The sequence below is a fragment of the Pseudomonas sp. SWI44 genome (assembly GCF_002947915.1).
Classification (GTDB): domain Bacteria; phylum Pseudomonadota; class Gammaproteobacteria; order Pseudomonadales; family Pseudomonadaceae; genus Aquipseudomonas; species Aquipseudomonas taiwanensis.
On record NZ_CP026674.1, the window covers coordinates 2,958,684 to 2,978,233 of the forward strand.

General features: G+C 62.8%; 17 protein-coding genes. 15 read left to right on the top strand and 2 right to left on the bottom strand.

Annotation, left to right across the window (positions count from 1 at the left end; genetic code table 11):
- Nucleotides 1-108 precede the first annotated feature (108 nt).
- The 3 genes from C4Q26_RS13885 to C4Q26_RS13895 are packed head-to-tail and all read left to right on the top strand — an operon-like array spanning nucleotide 109 to nucleotide 2,550.
- Nucleotides 109-1,116: an aminoglycoside phosphotransferase family protein gene (locus C4Q26_RS13885; protein ID WP_104883188.1), complete on the top strand. Its 1,008-nt coding sequence runs from the start codon at nucleotides 109-111 to the stop codon at nucleotides 1,114-1,116.
- Nucleotides 1,113-1,784, top strand: coding sequence for an N-acetylmuramate alpha-1-phosphate uridylyltransferase MurU (gene murU, locus C4Q26_RS13890; protein WP_027907301.1), 672 nt, complete (start codon nucleotides 1,113-1,115; stop codon nucleotides 1,782-1,784). The genes C4Q26_RS13885 and murU overlap by 4 nt, the downstream gene beginning before the upstream one ends.
- Nucleotide 1,785: 1 nt before the next feature.
- Nucleotides 1,786-2,550, top strand: coding sequence for a TerB family tellurite resistance protein (locus C4Q26_RS13895; RefSeq protein WP_023382669.1), 765 nt, complete (start codon nucleotides 1,786-1,788; stop codon nucleotides 2,548-2,550).
- Nucleotides 2,551-2,613: 63 nt separating this feature from the next.
- On the opposite strand, the gene C4Q26_RS13900 is transcribed toward C4Q26_RS13895, so the two are convergent.
- The gene (locus C4Q26_RS13900) at nucleotides 2,614-3,612 is read right to left on the bottom strand and encodes an alpha/beta hydrolase family protein (RefSeq protein WP_023382668.1); all 999 of its coding nucleotides are present in this window, start codon (nucleotides 3,610-3,612) and stop codon (nucleotides 2,614-2,616) included.
- Between the two features lie 95 nt (nucleotides 3,613-3,707).
- On the opposite strand from C4Q26_RS13900, the gene C4Q26_RS13905 reads away from it, so the two are divergent.
- The 9 genes from C4Q26_RS13905 (at nucleotide 3,708) to trpE (ending at nucleotide 14,640) form a co-directional block, all read left to right on the top strand.
- On the top strand, nucleotides 3,708-6,095 hold the full coding sequence (locus C4Q26_RS13905) for a PAS domain S-box protein (RefSeq protein ID WP_104883189.1): 2,388 nt from the start codon (nucleotides 3,708-3,710) through the stop codon (nucleotides 6,093-6,095).
- A gap of 7 nt (nucleotides 6,096-6,102) precedes the next feature.
- Nucleotides 6,103-6,735: a response regulator transcription factor gene (locus C4Q26_RS13910; protein ID WP_177325270.1), complete on the top strand. Its 633-nt coding sequence runs from the start codon at nucleotides 6,103-6,105 to the stop codon at nucleotides 6,733-6,735.
- 306 nt (nucleotides 6,736-7,041) lie between these two features.
- Nucleotides 7,042-8,166 carry an ABC transporter ATP-binding protein gene (locus tag C4Q26_RS13915; RefSeq protein WP_023382665.1) on the top strand — a complete coding sequence of 375 codons (1,125 nt, stop codon included), beginning with the start codon at nucleotides 7,042-7,044 and terminating at the stop codon, nucleotides 8,164-8,166.
- 40 nt (nucleotides 8,167-8,206) lie between these two features.
- Nucleotides 8,207-9,241: an ABC transporter substrate-binding protein gene (locus C4Q26_RS13920; protein WP_104883190.1), complete on the top strand. Its 1,035-nt coding sequence runs from the start codon at nucleotides 8,207-8,209 to the stop codon at nucleotides 9,239-9,241.
- Between the two features lie 138 nt (nucleotides 9,242-9,379).
- Nucleotides 9,380-10,627 (top strand): ABC transporter permease, encoded by a 1,248-nt coding sequence (locus tag C4Q26_RS13925; RefSeq protein ID WP_023382663.1) that lies wholly within the window; start codon nucleotides 9,380-9,382, stop codon nucleotides 10,625-10,627.
- An 11-nt stretch (nucleotides 10,628-10,638) separates the two neighbouring features.
- On the top strand, nucleotides 10,639-11,466 hold the full coding sequence (locus C4Q26_RS13930) for an ABC transporter permease (RefSeq protein ID WP_023382662.1): 828 nt from the start codon (nucleotides 10,639-10,641) through the stop codon (nucleotides 11,464-11,466).
- Nucleotides 11,467-11,598: 132 nt separating this feature from the next.
- Nucleotides 11,599-12,273: a ribulose-phosphate 3-epimerase gene (rpe, locus tag C4Q26_RS13935; protein WP_023382661.1), complete on the top strand. Its 675-nt coding sequence runs from the start codon at nucleotides 11,599-11,601 to the stop codon at nucleotides 12,271-12,273.
- A complete protein-coding gene (locus tag C4Q26_RS13940; RefSeq protein ID WP_104883191.1) occupies nucleotides 12,270-13,088 on the top strand; it encodes a phosphoglycolate phosphatase in 819 nt (272 codons plus the stop codon). Before rpe ends, C4Q26_RS13940 begins: the two co-directional genes overlap by 4 nt.
- A 70-nt stretch (nucleotides 13,089-13,158) precedes the next feature.
- Nucleotides 13,159-14,640 (top strand): anthranilate synthase component I, encoded by a 1,482-nt coding sequence (trpE, locus tag C4Q26_RS13945; RefSeq protein ID WP_023382659.1) that lies wholly within the window; start codon nucleotides 13,159-13,161, stop codon nucleotides 14,638-14,640.
- Nucleotides 14,641-14,739: 99 nt separating this feature from the next.
- On the opposite strand, the gene estP is transcribed toward trpE, so the two are convergent.
- Complete coding sequence (gene estP, locus C4Q26_RS13950) at nucleotides 14,740-16,629, bottom strand: esterase EstP (RefSeq protein WP_104883192.1); 1,890 nt, start codon at nucleotides 16,627-16,629, stop codon at nucleotides 14,740-14,742.
- Nucleotides 16,630-17,010: 381 nt separating this feature from the next.
- On the opposite strand from estP, the gene C4Q26_RS13955 reads away from it, so the two are divergent.
- The 3 genes from C4Q26_RS13955 to trpC are packed head-to-tail and all read left to right on the top strand — an operon-like array spanning nucleotide 17,011 to nucleotide 19,493.
- Nucleotides 17,011-17,604, top strand: a complete 594-nt coding sequence (locus tag C4Q26_RS13955) for an aminodeoxychorismate/anthranilate synthase component II (protein ID WP_027907298.1) — start codon at nucleotides 17,011-17,013, stop codon at nucleotides 17,602-17,604.
- A 9-nt stretch (nucleotides 17,605-17,613) separates the two neighbouring features.
- On the top strand, nucleotides 17,614-18,663 hold the full coding sequence (trpD, locus tag C4Q26_RS13960; RefSeq protein ID WP_023382656.1) for an anthranilate phosphoribosyltransferase: 1,050 nt from the start codon (nucleotides 17,614-17,616) through the stop codon (nucleotides 18,661-18,663).
- On the top strand, nucleotides 18,660-19,493 hold the full coding sequence (gene trpC, locus C4Q26_RS13965; RefSeq protein WP_023382655.1) for an indole-3-glycerol phosphate synthase TrpC: 834 nt from the start codon (nucleotides 18,660-18,662) through the stop codon (nucleotides 19,491-19,493). The genes trpD and trpC overlap by 4 nt, the downstream gene beginning before the upstream one ends.
- The last annotated feature ends 57 nt before the right edge of the window (nucleotides 19,494-19,550 follow it).

Below are 19,550 nucleotides of genomic sequence, written 5' to 3' on the forward strand. Positions count from 1 at the left end.
GTGCCATCTGCCCGCGTGTGGGGCCGCACGCCTCTCGATGGTCTGAAAAAGATGCTGGATAATAAAGCATGACCCGCTTGACGGCTAGGGCCGTCGGAGACCCTTGTAATGCCTGATCACGATGTACGCCTGCAACAACTGACTGTCTGGCTCGCCGAGCAGCTCGAACAACTTTTCCATATCAACGCCGCTGAGGGCAGCCTGACCGCCGCCAGCAGCGACGCCAGCTTCCGCCGCTACTTCCGCTGGCAGGGCGCGGGCCAGAGCTTCGTGATCATGGATGCGCCACCGCCGCAGGAAAATTGCCGGCCCTTCGTTGCCATCGACCACTTGCTGGCCAGCGCCAATGTCCATGTGCCGGTGATTCACGCCGAAGACCTGGAGCGTGGCTTCCTGCTGCTGGGCGATCTGGGCCGTCAGACGTACCTGGACGTCATCGACGCCGATAACGCCGACAGCTTGTTCCACGACGCCATCGACGCGTTGCTGGCCTTCCAGCGCCTACCAATGGATGCACCGCTGCCGAGCTATGACGATGCCTTGCTGCGCCGTGAAGTCGAACTGTTCCCGCAGTGGTACGTGGGGCGTGAGCTGGGGCTTGCCTTCAATGAAACCCAACAAGCTACCTGGAAGCGCGTCAGCCAGATGCTGATCGACAGTGCCCTGGCCCAGCCAAAGGTGCTGGTGCACCGCGACTTCATGCCACGCAACCTGATGCAGAGCGAGCCGAACCCTGGTGTGCTGGATTTCCAGGACGCGGTCTACGGTCCGGTGACCTATGACATCACCTGTCTGTTCAAGGATGCCTTCCTCAGCTGGCCGCAGGCCCGGGTAGAGGGCTGGCTGCGCGACTACTGGCAGAAAGCGCGGGCCGCGGGTATTGCGGTGCAGGATTCGTTCGAGGCGTTCCAGCGCGCCAGTGACCTGATGGGCGTGCAGCGCCACCTCAAGGTGATCGGTATCTTCGCGCGGATTTGCCATCGTGACGGGAAACCACGCTACCTGGCCGACGTTCCGCGTTTCTTCGCCTATATAGAGGAAGTGATTGGTCGCCGGCCCGAATTGGCGGAACTGGGTGAGCTGATCGCCGAACTGAAAGCCGGAGCGCGTGCATGAAGGCAATGATCCTGGCGGCTGGCAAGGGTGAGCGGATGCGTCCGCTGACCTTGCATACGCCAAAGCCCCTGTTGCCGGTCGCCGGCCAGCCTCTGATCGAGTACCACCTGCGCGCCCTGGCGACCGCCGGCTTCACCGAGGTGGTGATCAATCACGCCTGGCTCGGCCAGCAAATCGAAAACCATTTGGGTGATGGCCGTCAATTTGGCCTGAGTATCCGTTATTCGCCCGAGGGCGAGCCGTTGGAGACTGGGGGCGGTATCTTCAAGGCCTTGCCGCTGTTGGGCGAAGCGCCGTTCCTGCTGGTCAACGGCGATGTGTGGACCGATTACGACTTCGCGCGCTTGCGAGCGCCGCTGCAGGGCCTGGCGCATCTGGTGCTGGTCGACAACCCTGGCCATCACGGGCGCGGCGACTTCCGCCTGGTAGGCGAGCAGGTGGTCGATGGCGACGACGCGCCCGGAACGCTGACCTTCAGCGGCATCTCGGTACTGGCACCGGCACTGTTCGACGGTTGCGAGCCGGGCGCGTTCAAGCTCGCCCCGCTGTTGCGCCAGGCCATGGGCCAGGGCAAGGTCAGTGGTGAGCATCACCCTGGCCATTGGGTCGATGTGGGCACCCGCGAGCGCCTTGCCGAGGCCGAGCGTCTGATCCTCGAGCGCACCTGACATGTGGTGGCCGAGCACGGTGATAGGGGCTGGGGCCGGGTTTGCGGTGGCCAGCATTCCCGGTGCCTTGCTGGGGGCTTTGCTGGGCCAGGCCATGGACCGGCGCCTGCGTTTGCAAGGTTGGGAGGACATGCGCGAGCGCCTGGGTGGCCGCCCGGCCTTGCGTGATGAGGAGTTGTTGTTCGTTCTGCTTGGGCGTCTGGCCAAGAGCGATGGCCGGGTGGCGGAGCAGCACATTCAGCAAGCGCGACAAGAAATGGTGCGTTTGGACTTGGCTGAACCCGCCAGATTGCGCGCCATCGCTGCGTTCAACCGGGGTAAGTCCGGCAAAGACCGGCTAGCGGGGCACCTGCGCCGTATTCGCGAGCAGCCGCATGCGGCGGAAGGTACGTTGCGCGCCTGCTGGCGAATGGTCTGGGCCGATGGCAAGGCCGGTCAGCGCGAGCGTGACTTGTTGTTGGACTGGGGCCAGAAGCTGGGGCTTAGCCGGCGTCAGGTACAGGCGATGTCGCTGGAGTACGAGCCGCGTAAATCCAGTGTCCAGGGTGGCGCCATGACGTATGCGGCGGCCCTGCGCCTATTGGGGGTCGAGGCCGACACCGAAGGCGCGCAGGTCAAGCAGGCGTACCGTCGGTTGGTAAGCCGGCATCATCCGGACAAACTGGCAGGCAGCGGAGCCAGCCCGGCCCAGGTGCGTGAAGCGACCGAGCGAACTCGCGAGCTGCACCTGGCCTATGCGTTGATTCGCAAGCGCCGCGGGCTTTGACGCCCAATCCTGCAAAGACCCCGCGCCGGCTTGCCGGCGATAGGGCAGAATGGCCTGGGCTGATCACTCCTGTGGGCTGATCCACCCGCGCACCCGTCGGAACAGTTGCTCCTGTTCGGCTGCCTGGTTGCCCGGAATCGCCGTCAGCGTCAACTGTCGGTACTGGCTGTCCTTCTGCCGCTTGCTCGCCTGCAGACGCTGTGCGGCGGCCCGACTGTCGCCGGCTCGGGTAGCGTAATAAAGGTCGGCGGTCGGTACTTTCAGGCTCGGTGCCAGGCTGTCCAGGCTGTGCTCGACTCGCGCCGGTGTCTGCGGCGTAACCATTACAAGCTTCTGCACCTGGGGTGGTTGTTTTTCACTCAGGTAGCGCGCCGCCCAATATGCCCCGCTGCCATGGCCGATCAGTACGATACTGCGGGCATTTTGCTGCTGTGCATAAGCCACCGCAGCGTCGAGGCGGGCGAAGATGCGCTCGGCGTCAGCCACATCGGCCTGCTGGTCGGCCTCTTCGGCATTGGTGCTTTCAGCGGTGTCGGCGTCGGCTGCGGTGGCCTGGGCGACGTTGGCATTGGCATCGTCTGGTGTGGCCTTGGCCGGTGCGCTTTCGCCCTTGGCTTGTTCAGCGGGGGTGGCCGGCTTTTCTTCGACCCGTGCCAACGGGCTGTCGGCGAGCAGGTCTGGCAGGGTAATGCTCAGGCTGTGCCAGCCGACATCCGGGAACTTGCGCCGTAACGGCCCCACTGCGTTGGGCCAGTCGGCCGTTTCGCCGGCACCGGGTACGATGATTACCGCGCCTTGTGGGTCACCGTCGTTAGCCGGTTTCCAAAGGGCCAGAAAACTGTCCGCACCCGCTTGCAAGGTGCGTTGTTCGGCTTTGGGCACCAGGCGCTCCAGGGCCAGGGCATCTTCCTGGCTGCGTTCGAGCAAGGGGGCGCGCGAGGCGGCGGTGGCCGGCGTTTCGGTTGCGGCCTGCGGTTGTTCGGCGTCGGCTGCCATGGCGCCGAACGGTAGAAGCGAGGCCAGGCAGCACATTGCCAGCGTCGTGCGATAAAGTGTGGACATGAATCAACCCAAGGCCAGAATGATCCCGGCAGCCTAATAGTATTTGCCCGCGACGGCCATGCTGCATGGCCGCCCTTGCCAAGACGAGCGTGTAGATGAAGCGAGTGCGTCGCCTGTTGGTTATCGGCTGGTTATGGCTGCCCTTGATCGCCTTTGCTGGGTCACAGGCGCCTGCGCCGGTGGCACTGGAACCGGCCCAGCAGCAATGGCTCGAGGCCCATCGCAGTCTGCGGGTCGGCATTGTGCTGCAGGCGCCCTATGCCCAGTTCGACCGGCGCCTGCAGCAACTGTATGGGGCCAACGTCGAACTGGTGAACGGGTTGGCGCAAGCGCTGCGCCTGGATCTGACCTGGCGCAACTTCCCCGACCAGTCCAGTCTCGAGCATGCCCTGCAGGCCGGCGAGGTGGATTTCGCCCCCGGCCTGACCCAGACGCCGGCAAGCCTGCGCTTGTGGCTGTTCAGCGACCCCTACATGCGTGTGCCGCAACTGGTGGTAGGGACACGTACCGGCGCAGTGGCTGTCGAGCTGGAGAAGCTCGGGGCTCATGAGCGTGTAGCGGTACGCATGCCGAGCGCACTGGCTGATTATCTGCGTGGCAACTACACCAACCTTAACCTGCAAGGGGTGCCCAACGAGCGCGAGGCGCTGCAATTGGTGGTCGGCGGCCAGGCCAGCTATGCAGTGGTGGATGAAGCCCAGCTCAGTCGGCTGTCTCGCGAAACTGAGTTCGGCGAGCTGGCGGTGGTCGGCGATATCGGTCTTCCGCAACTGCTGCGCATCGGTTCGCGCCGCGACTGGCCACTGCTGGCCGATGTGCTCGAACGCGGCGTGCAGGCCATGCCGGCCAAGGAGCTGGAGCAGTTGCACCAGCGCTGGCTGCAGCCCAAGTATCCCCGCTTCAGCGAGTCGGCCGGCTTCTGGCAGAACCTGACATTACTGTTGGGCCTGTTGCTGCTGTGTGCCCTGGCTACCTTGGCCTGGCAGCGTCGCCAGCAGCGCCAGGTCGAGCGCAGCCTCCTGGCCACCCGCGAAACCCTGGCGCAACGCCAGACCCGCGAAGAAGCCCTGCGCCTGAGCCAATTCGCCATCGACCAAAGCACGGTGGGGATCCTGTGGGTTAACTGGGACAGTCACATCCGCTATGCCAACCATGCTGTCGAGCGCATGCTCGGGTATGGCGAGGCACAGTTGTTGGACCGTCCGCTGATCGACTTCGAGCCGAGCCTGAACATGGACCGCTGGCTGGACTTGTGGCGGGCGGCGCGTGCTGGCGATGGCGGCGTCAGGCAGTTCGAGACGCGTTGCCTGCATGCCGACGGCAGCCTGATTCCGGTCGAGTTGTCGCTGAGTTTCCTGCGCTTTCGCGATGCCGAGTACTTGGTCGTGTACCTGGCTGACGTCACCGAACGCCATCGCGCCTTGGCGGCGCTGCGTGAAAGCGATGCGCGGCTCAAGGGTATCGCGGGCAACGTCCCAGGGCTGGTGTTCCGACTGGAACCGGACCCTGCCGAGGGCGACCTGGAGTTTCCCTACATCAGCGAGGGCAGCGAGGCGCTGGTGGGTTATACGCCCGCGCAGATCCAGCATCCGCAAATGGGCTTGCGTAACCTGGTCCATCCAGAAGACCGGGCGAATTATCATCAGGTGCAGGACCTGGCCATCGCCTCAGGGCAGGACTGGTCCTGGCAAGGGCGCATCCTGACCCGTGAGGGCGAAGAGCGTTGGGCTGACATCAAGGCCAGTGCCCGGCGCCTGGCCAGTGGTCGGGTGGTCTGGGACGGCATCGTCTGGGACATTTCCCAGAGCAAGCAGGCCCAACTGGCCCTGGCGCGGTCCCAGGAGCAACTGCGTGAGTTGTCGGCGCACCTGGAGAGCGTGCGTGAGGAAGAAAAGGCGCGTATCGCCCGGGAAGTGCACGACGAACTGGGGCAGATGCTCACCGTGCTCAAGCTGGAGTTGTCGATGTGCGAACTGGCCTATGCCGAACTGGACCCCGGCCTGAACGAGCGCCTTGCCAGCATGAAGCGCCTGATTGCCCAGTTGTTCCAGTTGGTGCGTGATGTCGCCACTGCCTTGCGGCCGCCCATTCTCGATGCCGGTATCGCCTCGGCCATCGAGTGGCAGGCCCGTCGCTTCGAAGCGCGCACGCAGATACCTTGCCTGGTGCAAGTGCCGGATAATCTGCCAGCATTGAGCGATGCCAAAGCCACCGGGCTGTTCCGCATCCTCCAGGAAGCCCTGACCAACGTCATGCGTCATGCCCAGGCGCACAGCGTGGAAATCGAACTGGTGCGCGAAGCAGGGCAGTTGCGCATGACGGTCAGTGACGATGGCGTGGGCTTTTGTCGCGACCAGGCCCGACCGACCTCGTTCGGTCTGGTGGGTGTGCGCGAGCGGGTGCTGATGCTCGGTGGCAGCATGACCCTGGACAGTGAACGGGGCGAGGGCACCAGCCTGAGCGTGGCCATTCCGTTGGAGTAGGAGAACGATCGTGATTCGAGTGTTGGTGGCCGAAGACCACACCATTGTCCGTGAAGGCATCAAGCAGCTCATTGGCCTGGCCAAGGACATGCAGGTGGCGGGGGAGGCCAGTAACGGCGAGCAATTGCTGGAAACCCTGCGCCATACCCCCTGCGAGGTGGTCTTGCTGGATATCTCCATGCCCGGTGTGAATGGCCTGGAAGCCATCCCGCGGATACGCGCGCTCAACGACGCCCCAGCGATTCTCATGCTGTCGATGCACGACGAAGCCCAGATGGCGGCGCGCGCGCTCAAGGCCGGTGCGGCGGGCTATGCCACCAAGGACAGTGACCCGGCCTTGCTGCTGACTGCCATACGCCGGGTGGCTGGAGGTGGGCGCTACATCGACCCGGCCCTGGCCGACCGCATGGTGTTCGAGGTTGGCCTGACCGAGACTCGGCCGTTGCACACGTTGCTCTCCGAGCGTGAGTTTTCCGTGTTCGAGCGCCTGGCTCAGGGGGCCAACGTCAATGACATCGCGCAGCAGCTGGCGCTTTCGAGCAAGACCATCAGTACCCATAAAGCGCGGCTGATGCAGAAGCTCAAGGTCAACTCGCTGGCAGAGCTGGTGAAGTACGCCATGGAGCACAAGCTGTTGTGACTGTTCTGGTTGCGACAGCAACGATCCGAGGTACGGCTGTGCACGCTGCAGGAGCGGTTTTACCGGCGAAAAGCGCCTGGCCTGCCGTGTTGTAGCGCTTGGGCTGGCGTCTTCGCGGGTGGACTCGCTGCCACACAGCGGTGGCATTTGGCCTTCGGGCTATCTCAATCCCGCCATCTTTGTAGGGCAATCCCTACAAGAAGTCTTCCATCCGGATGATGGCATTCTCTCAGTGCCCCCGATTTTCGGGGGCTTGCACCTTGTCTAGTCTGTATCCACGCAGTCATCCAACAAGAAGGTGCAGGCATGAGCGAGGCGAATTCGAACGCGGCCACCAGCGAGACGCTGGTCAGCTTCCGTGGTGTGCAAAAGAGCTACGACGGCGAGTCGCTGATCGTCAAAGACCTCAACCTGGACATCCGCAAGGGTGAGTTCCTGACCCTGCTGGGCCCTTCCGGTTCGGGCAAGACCACCAGCCTGATGATGCTGGCCGGCTTCGAAACCCCTACCGCAGGCGAGATCCAGCTGGCCGGTCGCTCGATCAACAACGTGCCGCCACACAAGCGCGACATTGGCATGGTGTTCCAGAACTACGCGCTGTTCCCGCACATGACCGTGGCCGAGAACCTGGCCTTCCCCCTGACCGTGCGCAACCTGAGCAAGACTGACATCAGCGAGCGGGTCAAGCGCGTGCTGAACATGGTCCAGCTCGATGCCTTCGCCAAGCGCTACCCCGGGCAGTTGTCCGGCGGCCAGCAGCAGCGCGTGGCATTGGCCCGGGCACTGGTGTTCGAACCGCAGTTGGTATTGATGGACGAACCGCTCGGGGCGCTGGACAAACAGCTGCGCGAACACATGCAGATGGAAATCAAGCACATCCACCAGCGGCTGGGTGTGACCGTGGTCTACGTGACTCACGATCAGGGCGAGGCGCTGACCATGTCTGACCGGGTAGCGGTGTTCCATCAGGGCGAGATCCAGCAGATCGCCGACCCTCGCACCCTGTATGAAGAACCCTGCAATACCTTCGTCGCCAACTTCATCGGCGAAAACAACCGCATCAACGGCACGTTACTGGGCAGCGATGGCAAGCGTTGCCAGGTGCAGCTCGGGCGTGGCGAGCGGGTCGAGGCGCTGGCGGTGAATGTCGGCCAGGCCGGCGAGCCGGTCACGCTGTCTATCCGTCCTGAACGCGTGCGCCTGAACGGCCACAGCGAACGCTGTGTCAACCGCTTCTCTGGCCGGGTGGCCGAATTCATCTATCTGGGCGACCACGTGCGTGTGCGCCTTGAGGTTTGCGGCAAGGCTGACTTTTTCGTCAAACAGCCGATTGCCGAACTCGACCCGGCGCTGGCCGTGGGCGATGTGGTACCGCTGGGCTGGGAGGTGGAGCACGCCCGCGCGCTCGATCCGATTGCCGAAGCCCATTGATGGAGTGTTTCACCAACCCTGTACTGTGGAGAGAATAAGAATGCGCAAGCAGTTGAAACTGACCGCCCTGGCCCTGGGGCTGTTCGCCGCCGGCCAGGCCATGGCGGCGGACCTGACCGTGGTGTCGTTCGGTGGTGCCAACAAGGCGGCCCAGGTCAAAGCGTTCTACGAGCCGTGGGAAAAGGCTGGCAACGGCAAGATCGTTGCGGGTGAGTACAACGGTGAAATGGCCAAGGTCAAAGCCATGGTCGACACCAACAGCGTGTCCTGGAACCTGGTGGAGGTGGAGTCGCCAGAGCTGGCCCGTGGCTGCGACGAGGGGATGTTCGAGGAGCTCGACCCTGCGCTGTTCGGCAACGAAAGCGACTACGTCAAGGGTGCCATCCAGCCTTGCGGTGTCGGTTTCTTCGTGTGGTCCACGGTACTGGCCTACAACGCCGACAAACTCAAGACCGCGCCGACCAGCTGGGCTGATTTCTGGGACACCAAGAAATTCCCAGGCAAGCGCGGCCTGCGCAAGGGCGCCAAGTACACCCTCGAGTTCGCCCTGATGGCCGACGGTGTTGCGCCGAAGGACGTCTATCAGGTGCTCGGTACCAAAGAGGGCGTGGACCGTGCCTTCAAGAAACTCGACCAGCTCAAGCCAAGCATCCAGTGGTGGGAAGCCGGCGCCCAGCCGCCGCAGTACCTGGCTTCGGGTGACGTGGTCATGAGCTCGGCCTACAACGGCCGTATCGCCGCGGTGCAGAAGGAAAGCAACCTGAAGGTGGTGTGGAACGGCGGTATCTACGACTTCGACGCCTGGGCCATTCCGAAGGGCGCCAAGAGCGTCGAAGAAGCGAAGAAATTCATCGCCTTCAGCGTCCAGCCCGAGCAGCAGAAAACCTACTCCGAGAACATCGCCTACGGCCCTGCCAACTCCAAGGCGGTACCGCTGCTGGCCGATGCGGTGAAGAAAGACATGCCGACCACACCTGAAAACATCGCCAACCAGGTGCAGATCGACGTGGCCTTCTGGGCTGACAACAGCGAGCAGCTGGAGCAACGCTTCAACGCCTGGGCGGCGAAGAAGTAATCGACTTGGAGCCGCTGCGCGGCTCCTACAGGTCCGTAGGAGCCGGCTTGCCGGCGATGGGCTGCACCACAGCCTCAACCTGTCGCCGTTACCCGGCGGCGACAGCGCCCCCCGTTTTTCTGTTTCGCGGAGTTCGCCATGGCCATTGCAGTGCCCCTAAACGAAGGCGCAGGTCCAAGTCTCAAGCAGCGCCTCAAGCACGCCGAGCGGGTCAACCGCTGGAAGGCGCAGGCGTTGATCGCGCCGCTGGCGCTGTTTCTCCTGCTGGTGTTTCTGGTGCCGATTGCGGCGCTGCTGTACAAGAGCGTCGGCAACCCGGAAGTGGTGGGCGGCCTGCCGCGTACGGTCGAGGTGATCAGCCAGTGGGACGGCAAGAGCCTGCCTGGCGAGGACGTCTATAAGGCGCTGAGTCAGGACCTGGCCGAATCGCGCAAGAACCAGACATTGGGCGACCTCTCCAAGCGCCTGAACATGGAGCTGGCCGGCTACCGCAGCCTGTTGGCCAAGACTGCACGGGCACTGCCGTTCAAGGCCGAGCCTGCTTCCTATAAAGATGCCTTGCAGGCCCTCGACGAGCGTTGGGGCGACCCGGCCTACTGGCAGGCGATCCGTCGCAACACCAGTTCGGTCACCTCGTTCTACCTGCTGGCTTCGCTCGATCACCGTATCGATGACCTCGGTGAACTGGCCAAGGCCACCCCCGATCAAGCCATCTACCTGGATATTTTCGCCCGCACCCTGTGGATGGGTGTGGTGATCACCGCCATCTGCCTGGTGCTGGCCTACCCGCTGGCCTACCTGCTGGCCAACCTGCCGACCCGGCAAAGCAACCTGCTGATGATCCTGGTGCTGCTGCCGTTCTGGACCTCGATCCTGGTGCGGGTAGCGGCGTGGATCGTACTGCTGCAATCGGGCGGCCTGATCAACAGCGCGTTGATGGCGATGGGCATCATCGATGAGCCGTTGGAGCTGGTGTTCAACCGTACCGGTGTATACATCTCGATGGTTCACATCCTGCTGCCGTTCATGATCCTGCCGTTGTACAGCGTGATGAAGGGCATTTCGCCGAGCTACATGCGCGCGGCGATCTCGCTGGGTTGTCACCCGTTCGCCAGCTTCTGGCGTGTGTACTTCCCGCAGACCTACGCGGGTGTGGGCGCCGGCTGCCTGTTGGTGTTCATCCTGGCGATCGGCTACTACATCACCCCGGCGCTGCTGGGCAGCCCGAACGACCAGATGGTCAGCTACTTCGTGGCCTTCTATACCAACACCAGCATCAACTGGGGCATGGCCACCGCACTGGGCGGGCTGTTGCTGCTAGCGACCGTGCTGTTGTACCTGATCTATAGCTGGCTGGTCGGCGCCAGCCGTCTGCGCCTGAGCTGAGGAGCCTTGTCATGCTGAGCCCTTACATGTCGCCCGTGGAGCGGGTCTGGTTCTACAGCCTGCGCATTCTTTGCGGCCTGATCCTGCTGTTTTTGGTATTGCCGGTGCTGGTGATCGTGCCGTTGTCGTTCAACAGCGGCAGTTTCCTGGTCTACCCGCTGCAAGGCTTCTCGCTGCAGTGGTATCACGACTTCTTCGCCTCGGCCGAATGGATGCGCGCGCTGAAGAACAGCATCATCGTCGCCCCGGCGGCTACCGTGCTGGCCATGGTGTTCGGCACCTTGGCATCCATCGGCCTGACGCGTGGCGACTTCCCCGGCAAGTCGCTGGTGATGGCACTGGTGATTTCGCCGATGGTGGTGCCGGTGGTGATCATCGGTGTGGCCAGTTACCTGTTCTTCGCACCGCTGGGGATGGGCAACAGCTTCGTGTCGTTGATCCTGGTGCATGCGGTGCTGGGTGTGCCGTTCGTGATCATCACGGTATCGGCCACCCTGCAGGGCTTCAATTACAACCTGGTCCGGGCGGCAGCCAGCCTTGGCGCCTCGCCGCTGCTGACGTTCCGTCGTGTGACGCTGCCACTGATTGCGCCGGGCGTGATCTCGGGGGCGCTGTTCGCGTTCGCCACCTCGTTCGATGAGGTGGTGGTGACGCTGTTCCTGGCGGGCCCCGAGCAGGCGACCCTGCCGCGGCAGATGTTCAGCGGGATCCGCGAGAACCTGAGCCCGACCATTGCCGCGGCGGCGACCTTGCTGATTGCCTTCTCGGTAGTGTTGTTGCTGACCCTGGAGTGGTTGCGTGGGCGTAGCGAGAAGCTCAGAACCCAACAACCCGCCTGATCATGGGGTGGCGGTACCGACCTCTTCGCGGCGTTAGTTGTTAAGAGGTCGGTACAGGTTGATGCTAATCAGCCCCGATCCGTTTCCCTGAGTTACAATGCGCACCACCGTGATTCTGCCAACAGGTGCGCCATGCAGCCCTACGCTATTGCCCCCTCCATTCTTTCCGCCGATTTCGCCCGTCTGGGCGAGGACGTCGACAAGGTATTGGCCGCTGGGGCCGACATCGTTCACTTCGATGTCATGGACAACCACTACGTCCCCAACCTGACCATCGGCCCGATGGTCTGCAGCGCGCTGCGCAAGTACGGTGTGACCGCGCCGATCGACGTGCACCTGATGGTCAGCCCGGTCGACCGCATCATCGGCGATTTCATCGAGGCCGGCGCTACCTACATCACCTTCCACCCGGAAGCTTCCCAGCACATCGACCGTTCGCTGCAACTGATCAAGGACGGCGGCTGCAAGGCTGGACTGGTGTTCAACCCGGCCACCAGCCTGGACGCCCTGAAGTACGTGATGGACAAGATCGACATGGTCCTGCTGATGAGCGTCAACCCAGGCTTCGGCGGGCAGAAGTTCATCCCAGGCACCCTCGACAAACTGCGCGAGGCCCGTGCCCTGATCGACGCCAGTGGGCGTGATATCCGTCTGGAAATCGACGGTGGCGTCAACGTCAACAACATCCGTGAAATCGCCGCTGCTGGTGCCGATACCTTCGTTGCCGGCTCGGCGATCTTCAACGCCCCGGACTATGAGCAAGTCATCGCCACGATGCGCGCCGAACTGGCCCAGGCACGCCCATGAGCGGCTTCGAGCAGCTGTTCCCAGGGGCGCTGCCCAGGCTGGTGATGTTCGATCTGGACGGTACCTTGATCGACTCCGTCCCCGACCTGGCCGCCGCTGTGGATCGTATGCTGCTCGAACTCGGGCGACCGCCGGCTGGCCTCGATGCGGTGCGCCAATGGGTGGGCAATGGTGCCCAGGTCCTGGTGCGCCGTGCGCTGGCCGGCGATATCGAGCATGAGGGTGTGGATGAGGCACTGGCCGAGCAAGGGCTGGCGCTGTTCATGGACGCCTATGCCCAAAGCCATGAGCTGACGGAAATCTACCCCGGTGTGAAGGACACCCTGCGCTGGCTGCGCAAGCAGGGCGTGGAGATGGCGTTGATCACCAACAAGCCCGAGCGTTTCGTCGGCCCTCTGCTGGACCAGATGAAAATCGGTCGATATTTCCGCTGGATCATCGGCGGCGACACCTTGCCCCAGAAGAAGCCAGACCCAGCCGCGCTGTTGTTCGTCATGAAAATGGCCGGCGTTGCCCCCGAGCAGTCATTGTTCGTCGGCGACTCGCGCAGCGATGTGTTGGCGGCCAAGGCGGCAGGGGTGAAGTGTGTCGGCCTGACCTATGGCTACAACCACGGTCGGCCGATTCACGACGAATCACCCAATCTGGTGGTCGACGACCTGCGCGCCCTGCTGCCTGGTTGCGTAGACCCGGCCACTGGGATAACGTTGGCGGACCTTCAAGCCTCACAAGACAGAGAGTCCACCGTGGCGGTTACTGGCAAATTCTGGATGAAAGTCATCAAGGCCCTGGCCCGTTGGCGCTGGCGCGCCTGACTTCTGCCCACCGGCGCCTGCCGGTCCGTCCGCTTGCCCGAACCCATTGCTGCTTGCCACGAGGCTACCCATGACCCGCGAAGAATTCCTGCGCTTGGCCGCTGCCGGCTACAACCGCATCCCCTTGGCCTGTGAAACCCTGGCCGACTTCGATACGCCGCTGTCGATCTACCTGAAACTGGCTGACCAACCCAATTCCTACCTGCTCGAATCGGTGCAGGGCGGCGAGAAGTGGGGCCGTTACTCGATGATCGGTCTGCCGTCGCGCACCGTGATGCGTGTACATGGCTACCATGTGAGCATCCTGCAAGACGGCGTCGAAGTGGAAAACCACGATGTGGAAGACCCGCTGGCGTTCGTCGAAACCTTCAAGGACCGCTACAAGGTCGCCGACATCCCTGGCCTGCCGCGCTTCAATGGCGGCCTGGTCGGTTACTTCGGCTATGACTGCGTGCGCTATGTCGAGAAGCGTCTGGGCGCTTGCCCAAACCCGGATCCGCTGGGCGTGCCGGACATTCTGCTGATGGTGTCCGACGCCGTGGTGGTGTTCGACAACCTGGCGGGCAAGATGCATGCGATCGTGCTGGTCGACCCGACCGAGGAGCAGGCTTTCGAGCAGGGCCAGGCGCGCCTGCAGGGTTTGCTGGAAACCCTGCGTCAACCGATCACGCCACGCCGTGGCCTGGACTTGAGCGGCCCGCTGGCAGCCGAGCCGGAATTCCGCTCCAGCTATACCCGTGATGACTACGAGAACGCGGTTGGGCGGATCAAGGAATACATCCTGGCGGGCGACTGCATGCAGGTGGTGCCGTCGCAGCGGATGTCCATCGACTTCAAGGCCGCGCCGATCGACCTTTACCGTGCGCTGCGTTGCTTCAACCCGACGCCCTACATGTACTTCTTCAACTTTGGTGACTTCCATGTCGTTGGCAGCTCGCCCGAAGTGCTGGTGCGGGTAGAAGACAACCTGGTCACCGTGCGCCCGATTGCCGGCACTCGCCCGCGCGGCGCTACCGAAGAAGCCGACCGGGCGCTGGAAGACGACCTGCTGTCGGACGAGAAAGAGATCGCCGAGCACCTGATGCTGATCGACCTGGGTCGCAACGATGTGGGGCGCGTGTCCTCGACCGGTAGCGTTCGCCTGACCGAGAAGATGGTGATCGAACGCTACTCGAACGTGATGCACATCGTGTCCAATGTCACTGGCCAACTGCGCCAAGGCCTGACCGCCATGGATGCGCTGCGGGCGATCCTGCCGGCGGGCACCTTGTCGGGGGCGCCGAAAATTCGTGCGATGGAGATCATCGACGAACTCGAGCCGGTCAAGCGGGGTGTGTACGGAGGGGCGGTGGGCTACTTTGCCTGGAACGGCAATATGGACACAGCCATCGCCATTCGCACGGCGGTGATAAAGGACGGCGAGTTGCATGTGCAGGCTGGCGGGGGCATCGTTGCCGACTCGGTACCGGCACTGGAGTGGGAAGAAACCATCAACAAGCGCCGGGCGATGTTCCGGGCAGTGGCGCTGGCTGAGCAGACCTCTGCCAAGTAGTTCGTCGGCATCTGGGGCTGCTTTGCAGCCCTTTCGCAGTCTCCAAGCAGTTGAAGCGGCCTGATGTCGCAAAAGGGCCGCTAAGCGGCCCCCACCGTCCTAGAAGTCGACGCTGATCCCCAGGCTCATCCCTTGTTGCGTTAACTCATCGCTCTTGCGCCAGGTGTAGTTCCCTCGCAGATGCACCCCGGCCGTCAACTCATGGGTCAGTCCCACACTGGCCCGGGTGAGGTTACTGTTCGGCGTATACCCGGTCAGTGTGAACTCGTTCGCCGGCAAGCTGGTCAGGTGCATCGTCACCTCTTGCTGGTCATCCTCGAACTCATGCTCGCGCGCCACCTCGGCGAACAGCCGGGTGCTCGGCGATACCTGCACACTGCCCAACAACCCCAGCCCCAAGCGTCGTGAAGTACGTTCCTGGTCATCGAAGCCAAGCGCCGTCGAACGTCCGCTCTTCTCGTCGTAGCCGTCCACCTTCACCCGCGCATAGTCGGCGCTGAGGAAGGGTGACAGTTGCCAGGTGCTGCTGGCTGCTGCCAGGTTGTAGCCCAGGCGGCCGGTGACTGCCCAGGCCTCGCCATCGGTGTCGGCTTTCTCGCTACGGGCGTTCACCCCCAGGGCAAAGGTACGCTTGAGGTCGCGGTAGTCCAGGTGCCCCGCGCTCAAGGCGGTATCGGCCCACCAGCGGTCCTGTCTGAACTGGGCGAAGGCAGTGGCCAGGTAGCTGTCGAGCTTGTAATTGGAGTCCTGTGCACCTGCTTCCAGCTTTTGCCGATACACACCGCCCGCCAGCCCCAGTCGCCAAGCGTCATTCAACCGGTAGCTGCCGCCCAGCGTCAGGTTATAGCCATGGCCGTTACCGCTGGCAGCGCTGCCTTGCTCGTCGAAGTCCAGGTCCTGGGCACCGGTTGCAACGAACGGTTGCCATTGCCCTACGCCTTGCCAAGGCGTCTGCCACTGGTTGCGCAGCTCGTCCTGGTGTGCTCGGAGGCTGGAGTGAGCCATTTCTGGCAGCAGTGTCAGTTCCCATGGGGCGGAGAGAATCGAGTAGGCGTAGTCGGCGATCAGTAGCTGGCCCGCAATGGTCGGATGGACTGAGTCGTTGAAAAGAAGCTTGGTTGGGTCGGGCGCTGTGCCGTTGGCGCCATACACGGGGTTTGCAACGCAATTGTTGCCGCTGTAGCAGGTGCCGATCAGGTTCTGTCCTGTGGCCAGGCCGAATTGGCTCGGGTCGGTGACGGCTTCTTGCAGTAGCACGGGAACATTCAGTGGGATGATCTCGGCGTCGATCTGCCCGAGCTGGCCGACCAGCGATTGGTTGAACACGCTCGACAGCTGTGACAGGGCGCCTTGCAAGGGCGATCCGCTGAAGTTCGGGGTCTGGCCGAGGTCTGGCAGTAGCCAGACCATGATGTAGCGTGCCCCTCCTTGCTGTAGCGCCTGGGCGCTGGCGGCCAGGCGTGCGCCGGCTGCCGCCGCGTCCGCGGGGGTGTTCACCAGGCCTTGGAGGAAGTCATTGCCGCCACCGGTCAGGTAGTAGAGCGCGTTGGGGTCTGCGCGCAGGCCATTGGCCAGGTAGCCAGGTCGCTGACGAATCACGGTGCCCGCTCCCAGGTTGCCAGGGGGAATGATCAATTGAGAGGTGCCGGTGATCGAATCCAGTATTTGCTGGGTCGTGTAGCCGCCAACCGCCCAGTTGTTACCATCCGGGCGAATTCCGAAGGAGGTGGAAGGGTTGAGGTCTGCTGGCGCTACCCCCAGTTGTCCTCCGAGGATCATCGGCGAGACGGGGGCGAAGTTGCCGTCGCTGTCACGGTTGGTGAAGCGCATGCCATCAGTGCCTCCCAGTAGATCGGGAAACTGGCCGGCATCGCTCAAGCTGTCGCCGAACACGATCATGGTGGAATATGGCGAAGGAGCTGCCAGGGCTTGGCTGCAGGCCAGCGCGAGCGTACAGAGGGTGAAGCGCAGGAAATGCGAACGTTGCATGGGTAGATATCCTTCTCATTGTTTTTATCGGAACAGCCCGATTGACCTTAACAAAGCAAAGGTCTTTTCTCACAAGTCCATTCGTTACCCCGTGTTTACGGGCATATTGCGCCAGGCGCCCCGGTAAGCTACTGTGCCGGGACGTATGAGCGAGACCTATCCTGTGTTGATCGTCAGCAAACTCTTGATGCGCGTAATCAAGGCCCACGCCCGTTGGCGTTGGCGCGCCTGACTTTATCTCCTGCCGGCAAGTCCGGCCCGCCCCCGTTTGTCTTCCTCTTTGTAACACCCGCCACCGCACGATGCGGCTGCATTTGCGCTTGTTCTGGCGTGTAGGAAGATTCGAATTCAAAAGTCAGTAGATTCAAGAGGTTCATCCCGATGTTACTGATGATCGACAATTACGACTCATTCACTTACAACGTTGTTCAGTACCTTGGCGAGCTGGGTGCCGAGGTAAAGGTCATTCGCAACGACGAAATGACCATCGCCGAGATCGAAGCCCTCAATCCGGAACGCATCGTCGTCTCGCCTGGTCCATGCACACCGAGCGAAGCGGGTGTGTCCATCGAGGCCATCCTGCATTTCGCCGGCAAGCTGCCAATCCTTGGCGTCTGCCTGGGGCACCAGTCCATCGGCCAGGCCTTCGGCGGCGATGTGGTGCGGGCGCGTCAGGTGATGCATGGCAAGACCAGCCCGGTGTTGCACCGCGACCTGGGTGTGTTCGCCGGCCTGAACAATCCGCTCACCGTGACCCGCTACCATTCCCTGGTGGTGAAGCGCGAAACCTTGCCTGACTGCCTGGAAGTGACCGCCTGGACCGCCCACGCAGATGGCGCGGTCGACGAGATCATGGGCTTGCGCCACAAGACGCTTAACATCGAAGGGGTGCAGTTCCACCCTGAATCGATCCTGACCGAGCAGGGCCACGAGCTGTTCGCCAACTTCCTCAAGCAGACCGGCGGCCGCCGCTAAGGACCGAACATGGATATCAAGAGCGCGTTGAGCCGTATCGTCGGCCACCTTGACCTCAGCACCGAAGAAATGCGCGATGTCATGCGCCAGATCATGACCGGCCAATGCAGCGAAGCGCAGATCGGCGCCTTCCTGATGGGCATGCGCATGAAGAGCGAGAGCATCGACGAGATTGTCGGTGCGGTCTCGGTGATGCGCGAACTGGCTGACAAGGTCGAGCTGCAAAGCCTCGATGGCGTGGTCGATATCGTCGGTACCGGCGGTGATGGCGCCAACATCTTCAACGTTTCCACCGCATCCTCCTTCGTCCTCGCGGCGGCGGGGTGCCCTGTGGCCAAGCACGGCAACCGTGCTGTCTCCGGCAAGAGCGGCAGCGCGGACCTGCTGGAGGCCGCCGGAGTCTACCTGGATCTGAATCCAACCCAGGTCGCCCGTTGCATCGACAGCCTGGGGATCGGCTTCATGTTCGCTCAGAGCCACCACAAGGCAATGAAGTTCGCGGCTGGCCCACGCCGTGACCTGGGGCTGCGTACCCTGTTCAATATGCTCGGCCCGCTTACGAATCCGGCCGGTGTGAAGCACCAGGTGGTCGGCGTGTTTACCCAGGCCCTGTGCCGTCCGTTGGCCGAAGTGCTGCAACGCCTGGGCAGCAAGCATGTGCTGGTGGTGCATTCGAAGGACGGTCTGGACGAGTTCAGCCTGGCCGCGCCGACCTTCGTGGCCGAACTGAAGAATGACCAGATCACCGAGTACTGGGTCGAACCGGAGGACCTCGGCATGAAGAGCCAGAGCCTGCATGGCCTGGCTGTCGAAGGCCCGGAGGCCTCGTTGGCGCTGATACGCGATGCCTTGGGTCGTCGCAAGACTGAGAACGGGCAGAAAGCCGCCGAAATGATCGTGCTCAATGCGGGCGCGGCGTTGTATGCCGCAGACCATGCAATGAGCCTCAAGTCGGGTGTGGAACTGGCCCATGACGTGCTGCACACCGGGCTGGCCTGGGAGAAGCTGCAGGAGCTGGGTGCCTTTACGGCGGTATTCAAGGTGGAGAACGAAGCATGAGTGTGCCGACGGTGCTGGAAAGGATCATCGCCCGCAAATTCCAGGAAGTGGCCGAGCGCAGCGCGCGCGTAAGCTTTGCCGAACTGGAGCGTCTGGCCAAGTCGGCCGATGCGCCCCGAGGTTTTGCCAATGCCCTGATCGAGCAGGCCAAGCGCAAGCAGGCGGCGGTCATTGCCGAAATCAAGAAGGCCTCGCCGAGCAAGGGTGTGATCCGCGAGGACTTCGTGCCGGCGGACATTGCCGTCAGCTACGAAAAGGGTGGGGCGACCTGCCTGTCGGTGCTGACCGATGTGGACTACTTCCAAGGCGCCGACGAATACCTGCAGCAAGCTCGCGCCGCCGTTTCGCTGCCGGTGATCCGCAAGGACTTCATGGTCGACCCGTACCAGATCGTCGAGGCTCGTGCCTTGGGCGCCGACTGCGTGCTGCTGATCGTGTCGGCGCTGGACGACGTGAAGATGGCTGAGCTGGCCGCCACGGCCAAGGAGGTCGGCCTGGATGTCCTGGTCGAAGTGCATGACGGCGACGAGCTGGAGCGTGCACTGAAGACGCTCGATACGCCGTTGGTGGGGGTCAACAACCGTAACCTGCACACCTTCGAGGTGAGCCTGGAGACCACCCTCGACTTGTTGCCGCGCATCCCACGTGATCGCCTGGCCATTACCGAAAGCGGCATTCTCAACCGTGCTGACGTCGAGCTGATGGAAATCAACGAGGTCTACACCTTCCTGGTGGGGGAGGCGTTCATGCGTGCCGAGCAACCAGGGTTGGAGCTGCAGCGGTTGTTCTTCCCTGATCAGGTCAAGAAGACTGTTCAGCAACTGGACTGATCGAAACGAAGCCGGCGTATTGCCGGCTTTTTTGTAGGCCTGCCATGGCTGCTAACA

What these genes read in the sequence shown, in the direction of transcription:
- C4Q26_RS13885 (WP_104883188.1), top strand. Translation starts at nt 109, where the DNA reads ATGCCTGATCACGATGTACGCCTGCAACAACTGACTGTCTGGCTCGCC.
- murU (WP_027907301.1), top strand. Translation starts at nt 1,113, where the DNA reads ATGAAGGCAATGATCCTGGCGGCTGGCAAGGGTGAGCGGATGCGTCCG.
- C4Q26_RS13895 (WP_023382669.1), top strand. Translation starts at nt 1,786, where the DNA reads ATGTGGTGGCCGAGCACGGTGATAGGGGCTGGGGCCGGGTTTGCGGTG.
- C4Q26_RS13900 (WP_023382668.1), bottom strand. Translation starts at nt 3,612, where the DNA reads ATGTCCACACTTTATCGCACGACGCTGGCAATGTGCTGCCTGGCCTCG.
- C4Q26_RS13905 (WP_104883189.1), top strand. Translation starts at nt 3,708, where the DNA reads ATGAAGCGAGTGCGTCGCCTGTTGGTTATCGGCTGGTTATGGCTGCCC.
- C4Q26_RS13915 (WP_023382665.1), top strand. Translation starts at nt 7,042, where the DNA reads ATGAGCGAGGCGAATTCGAACGCGGCCACCAGCGAGACGCTGGTCAGC.
- C4Q26_RS13920 (WP_104883190.1), top strand. Translation starts at nt 8,207, where the DNA reads ATGCGCAAGCAGTTGAAACTGACCGCCCTGGCCCTGGGGCTGTTCGCC.
- C4Q26_RS13925 (WP_023382663.1), top strand. Translation starts at nt 9,380, where the DNA reads ATGGCCATTGCAGTGCCCCTAAACGAAGGCGCAGGTCCAAGTCTCAAG.
- C4Q26_RS13930 (WP_023382662.1), top strand. Translation starts at nt 10,639, where the DNA reads ATGCTGAGCCCTTACATGTCGCCCGTGGAGCGGGTCTGGTTCTACAGC.
- rpe (WP_023382661.1), top strand. Translation starts at nt 11,599, where the DNA reads ATGCAGCCCTACGCTATTGCCCCCTCCATTCTTTCCGCCGATTTCGCC.
- C4Q26_RS13940 (WP_104883191.1), top strand. Translation starts at nt 12,270, where the DNA reads ATGAGCGGCTTCGAGCAGCTGTTCCCAGGGGCGCTGCCCAGGCTGGTG.
- trpE (WP_023382659.1), top strand. Translation starts at nt 13,159, where the DNA reads ATGACCCGCGAAGAATTCCTGCGCTTGGCCGCTGCCGGCTACAACCGC.
- estP (WP_104883192.1), bottom strand. Translation starts at nt 16,629, where the DNA reads ATGCAACGTTCGCATTTCCTGCGCTTCACCCTCTGTACGCTCGCGCTG.
- C4Q26_RS13955 (WP_027907298.1), top strand. Translation starts at nt 17,011, where the DNA reads ATGTTACTGATGATCGACAATTACGACTCATTCACTTACAACGTTGTT.
- trpD (WP_023382656.1), top strand. Translation starts at nt 17,614, where the DNA reads ATGGATATCAAGAGCGCGTTGAGCCGTATCGTCGGCCACCTTGACCTC.
- trpC (WP_023382655.1), top strand. Translation starts at nt 18,660, where the DNA reads ATGAGTGTGCCGACGGTGCTGGAAAGGATCATCGCCCGCAAATTCCAG.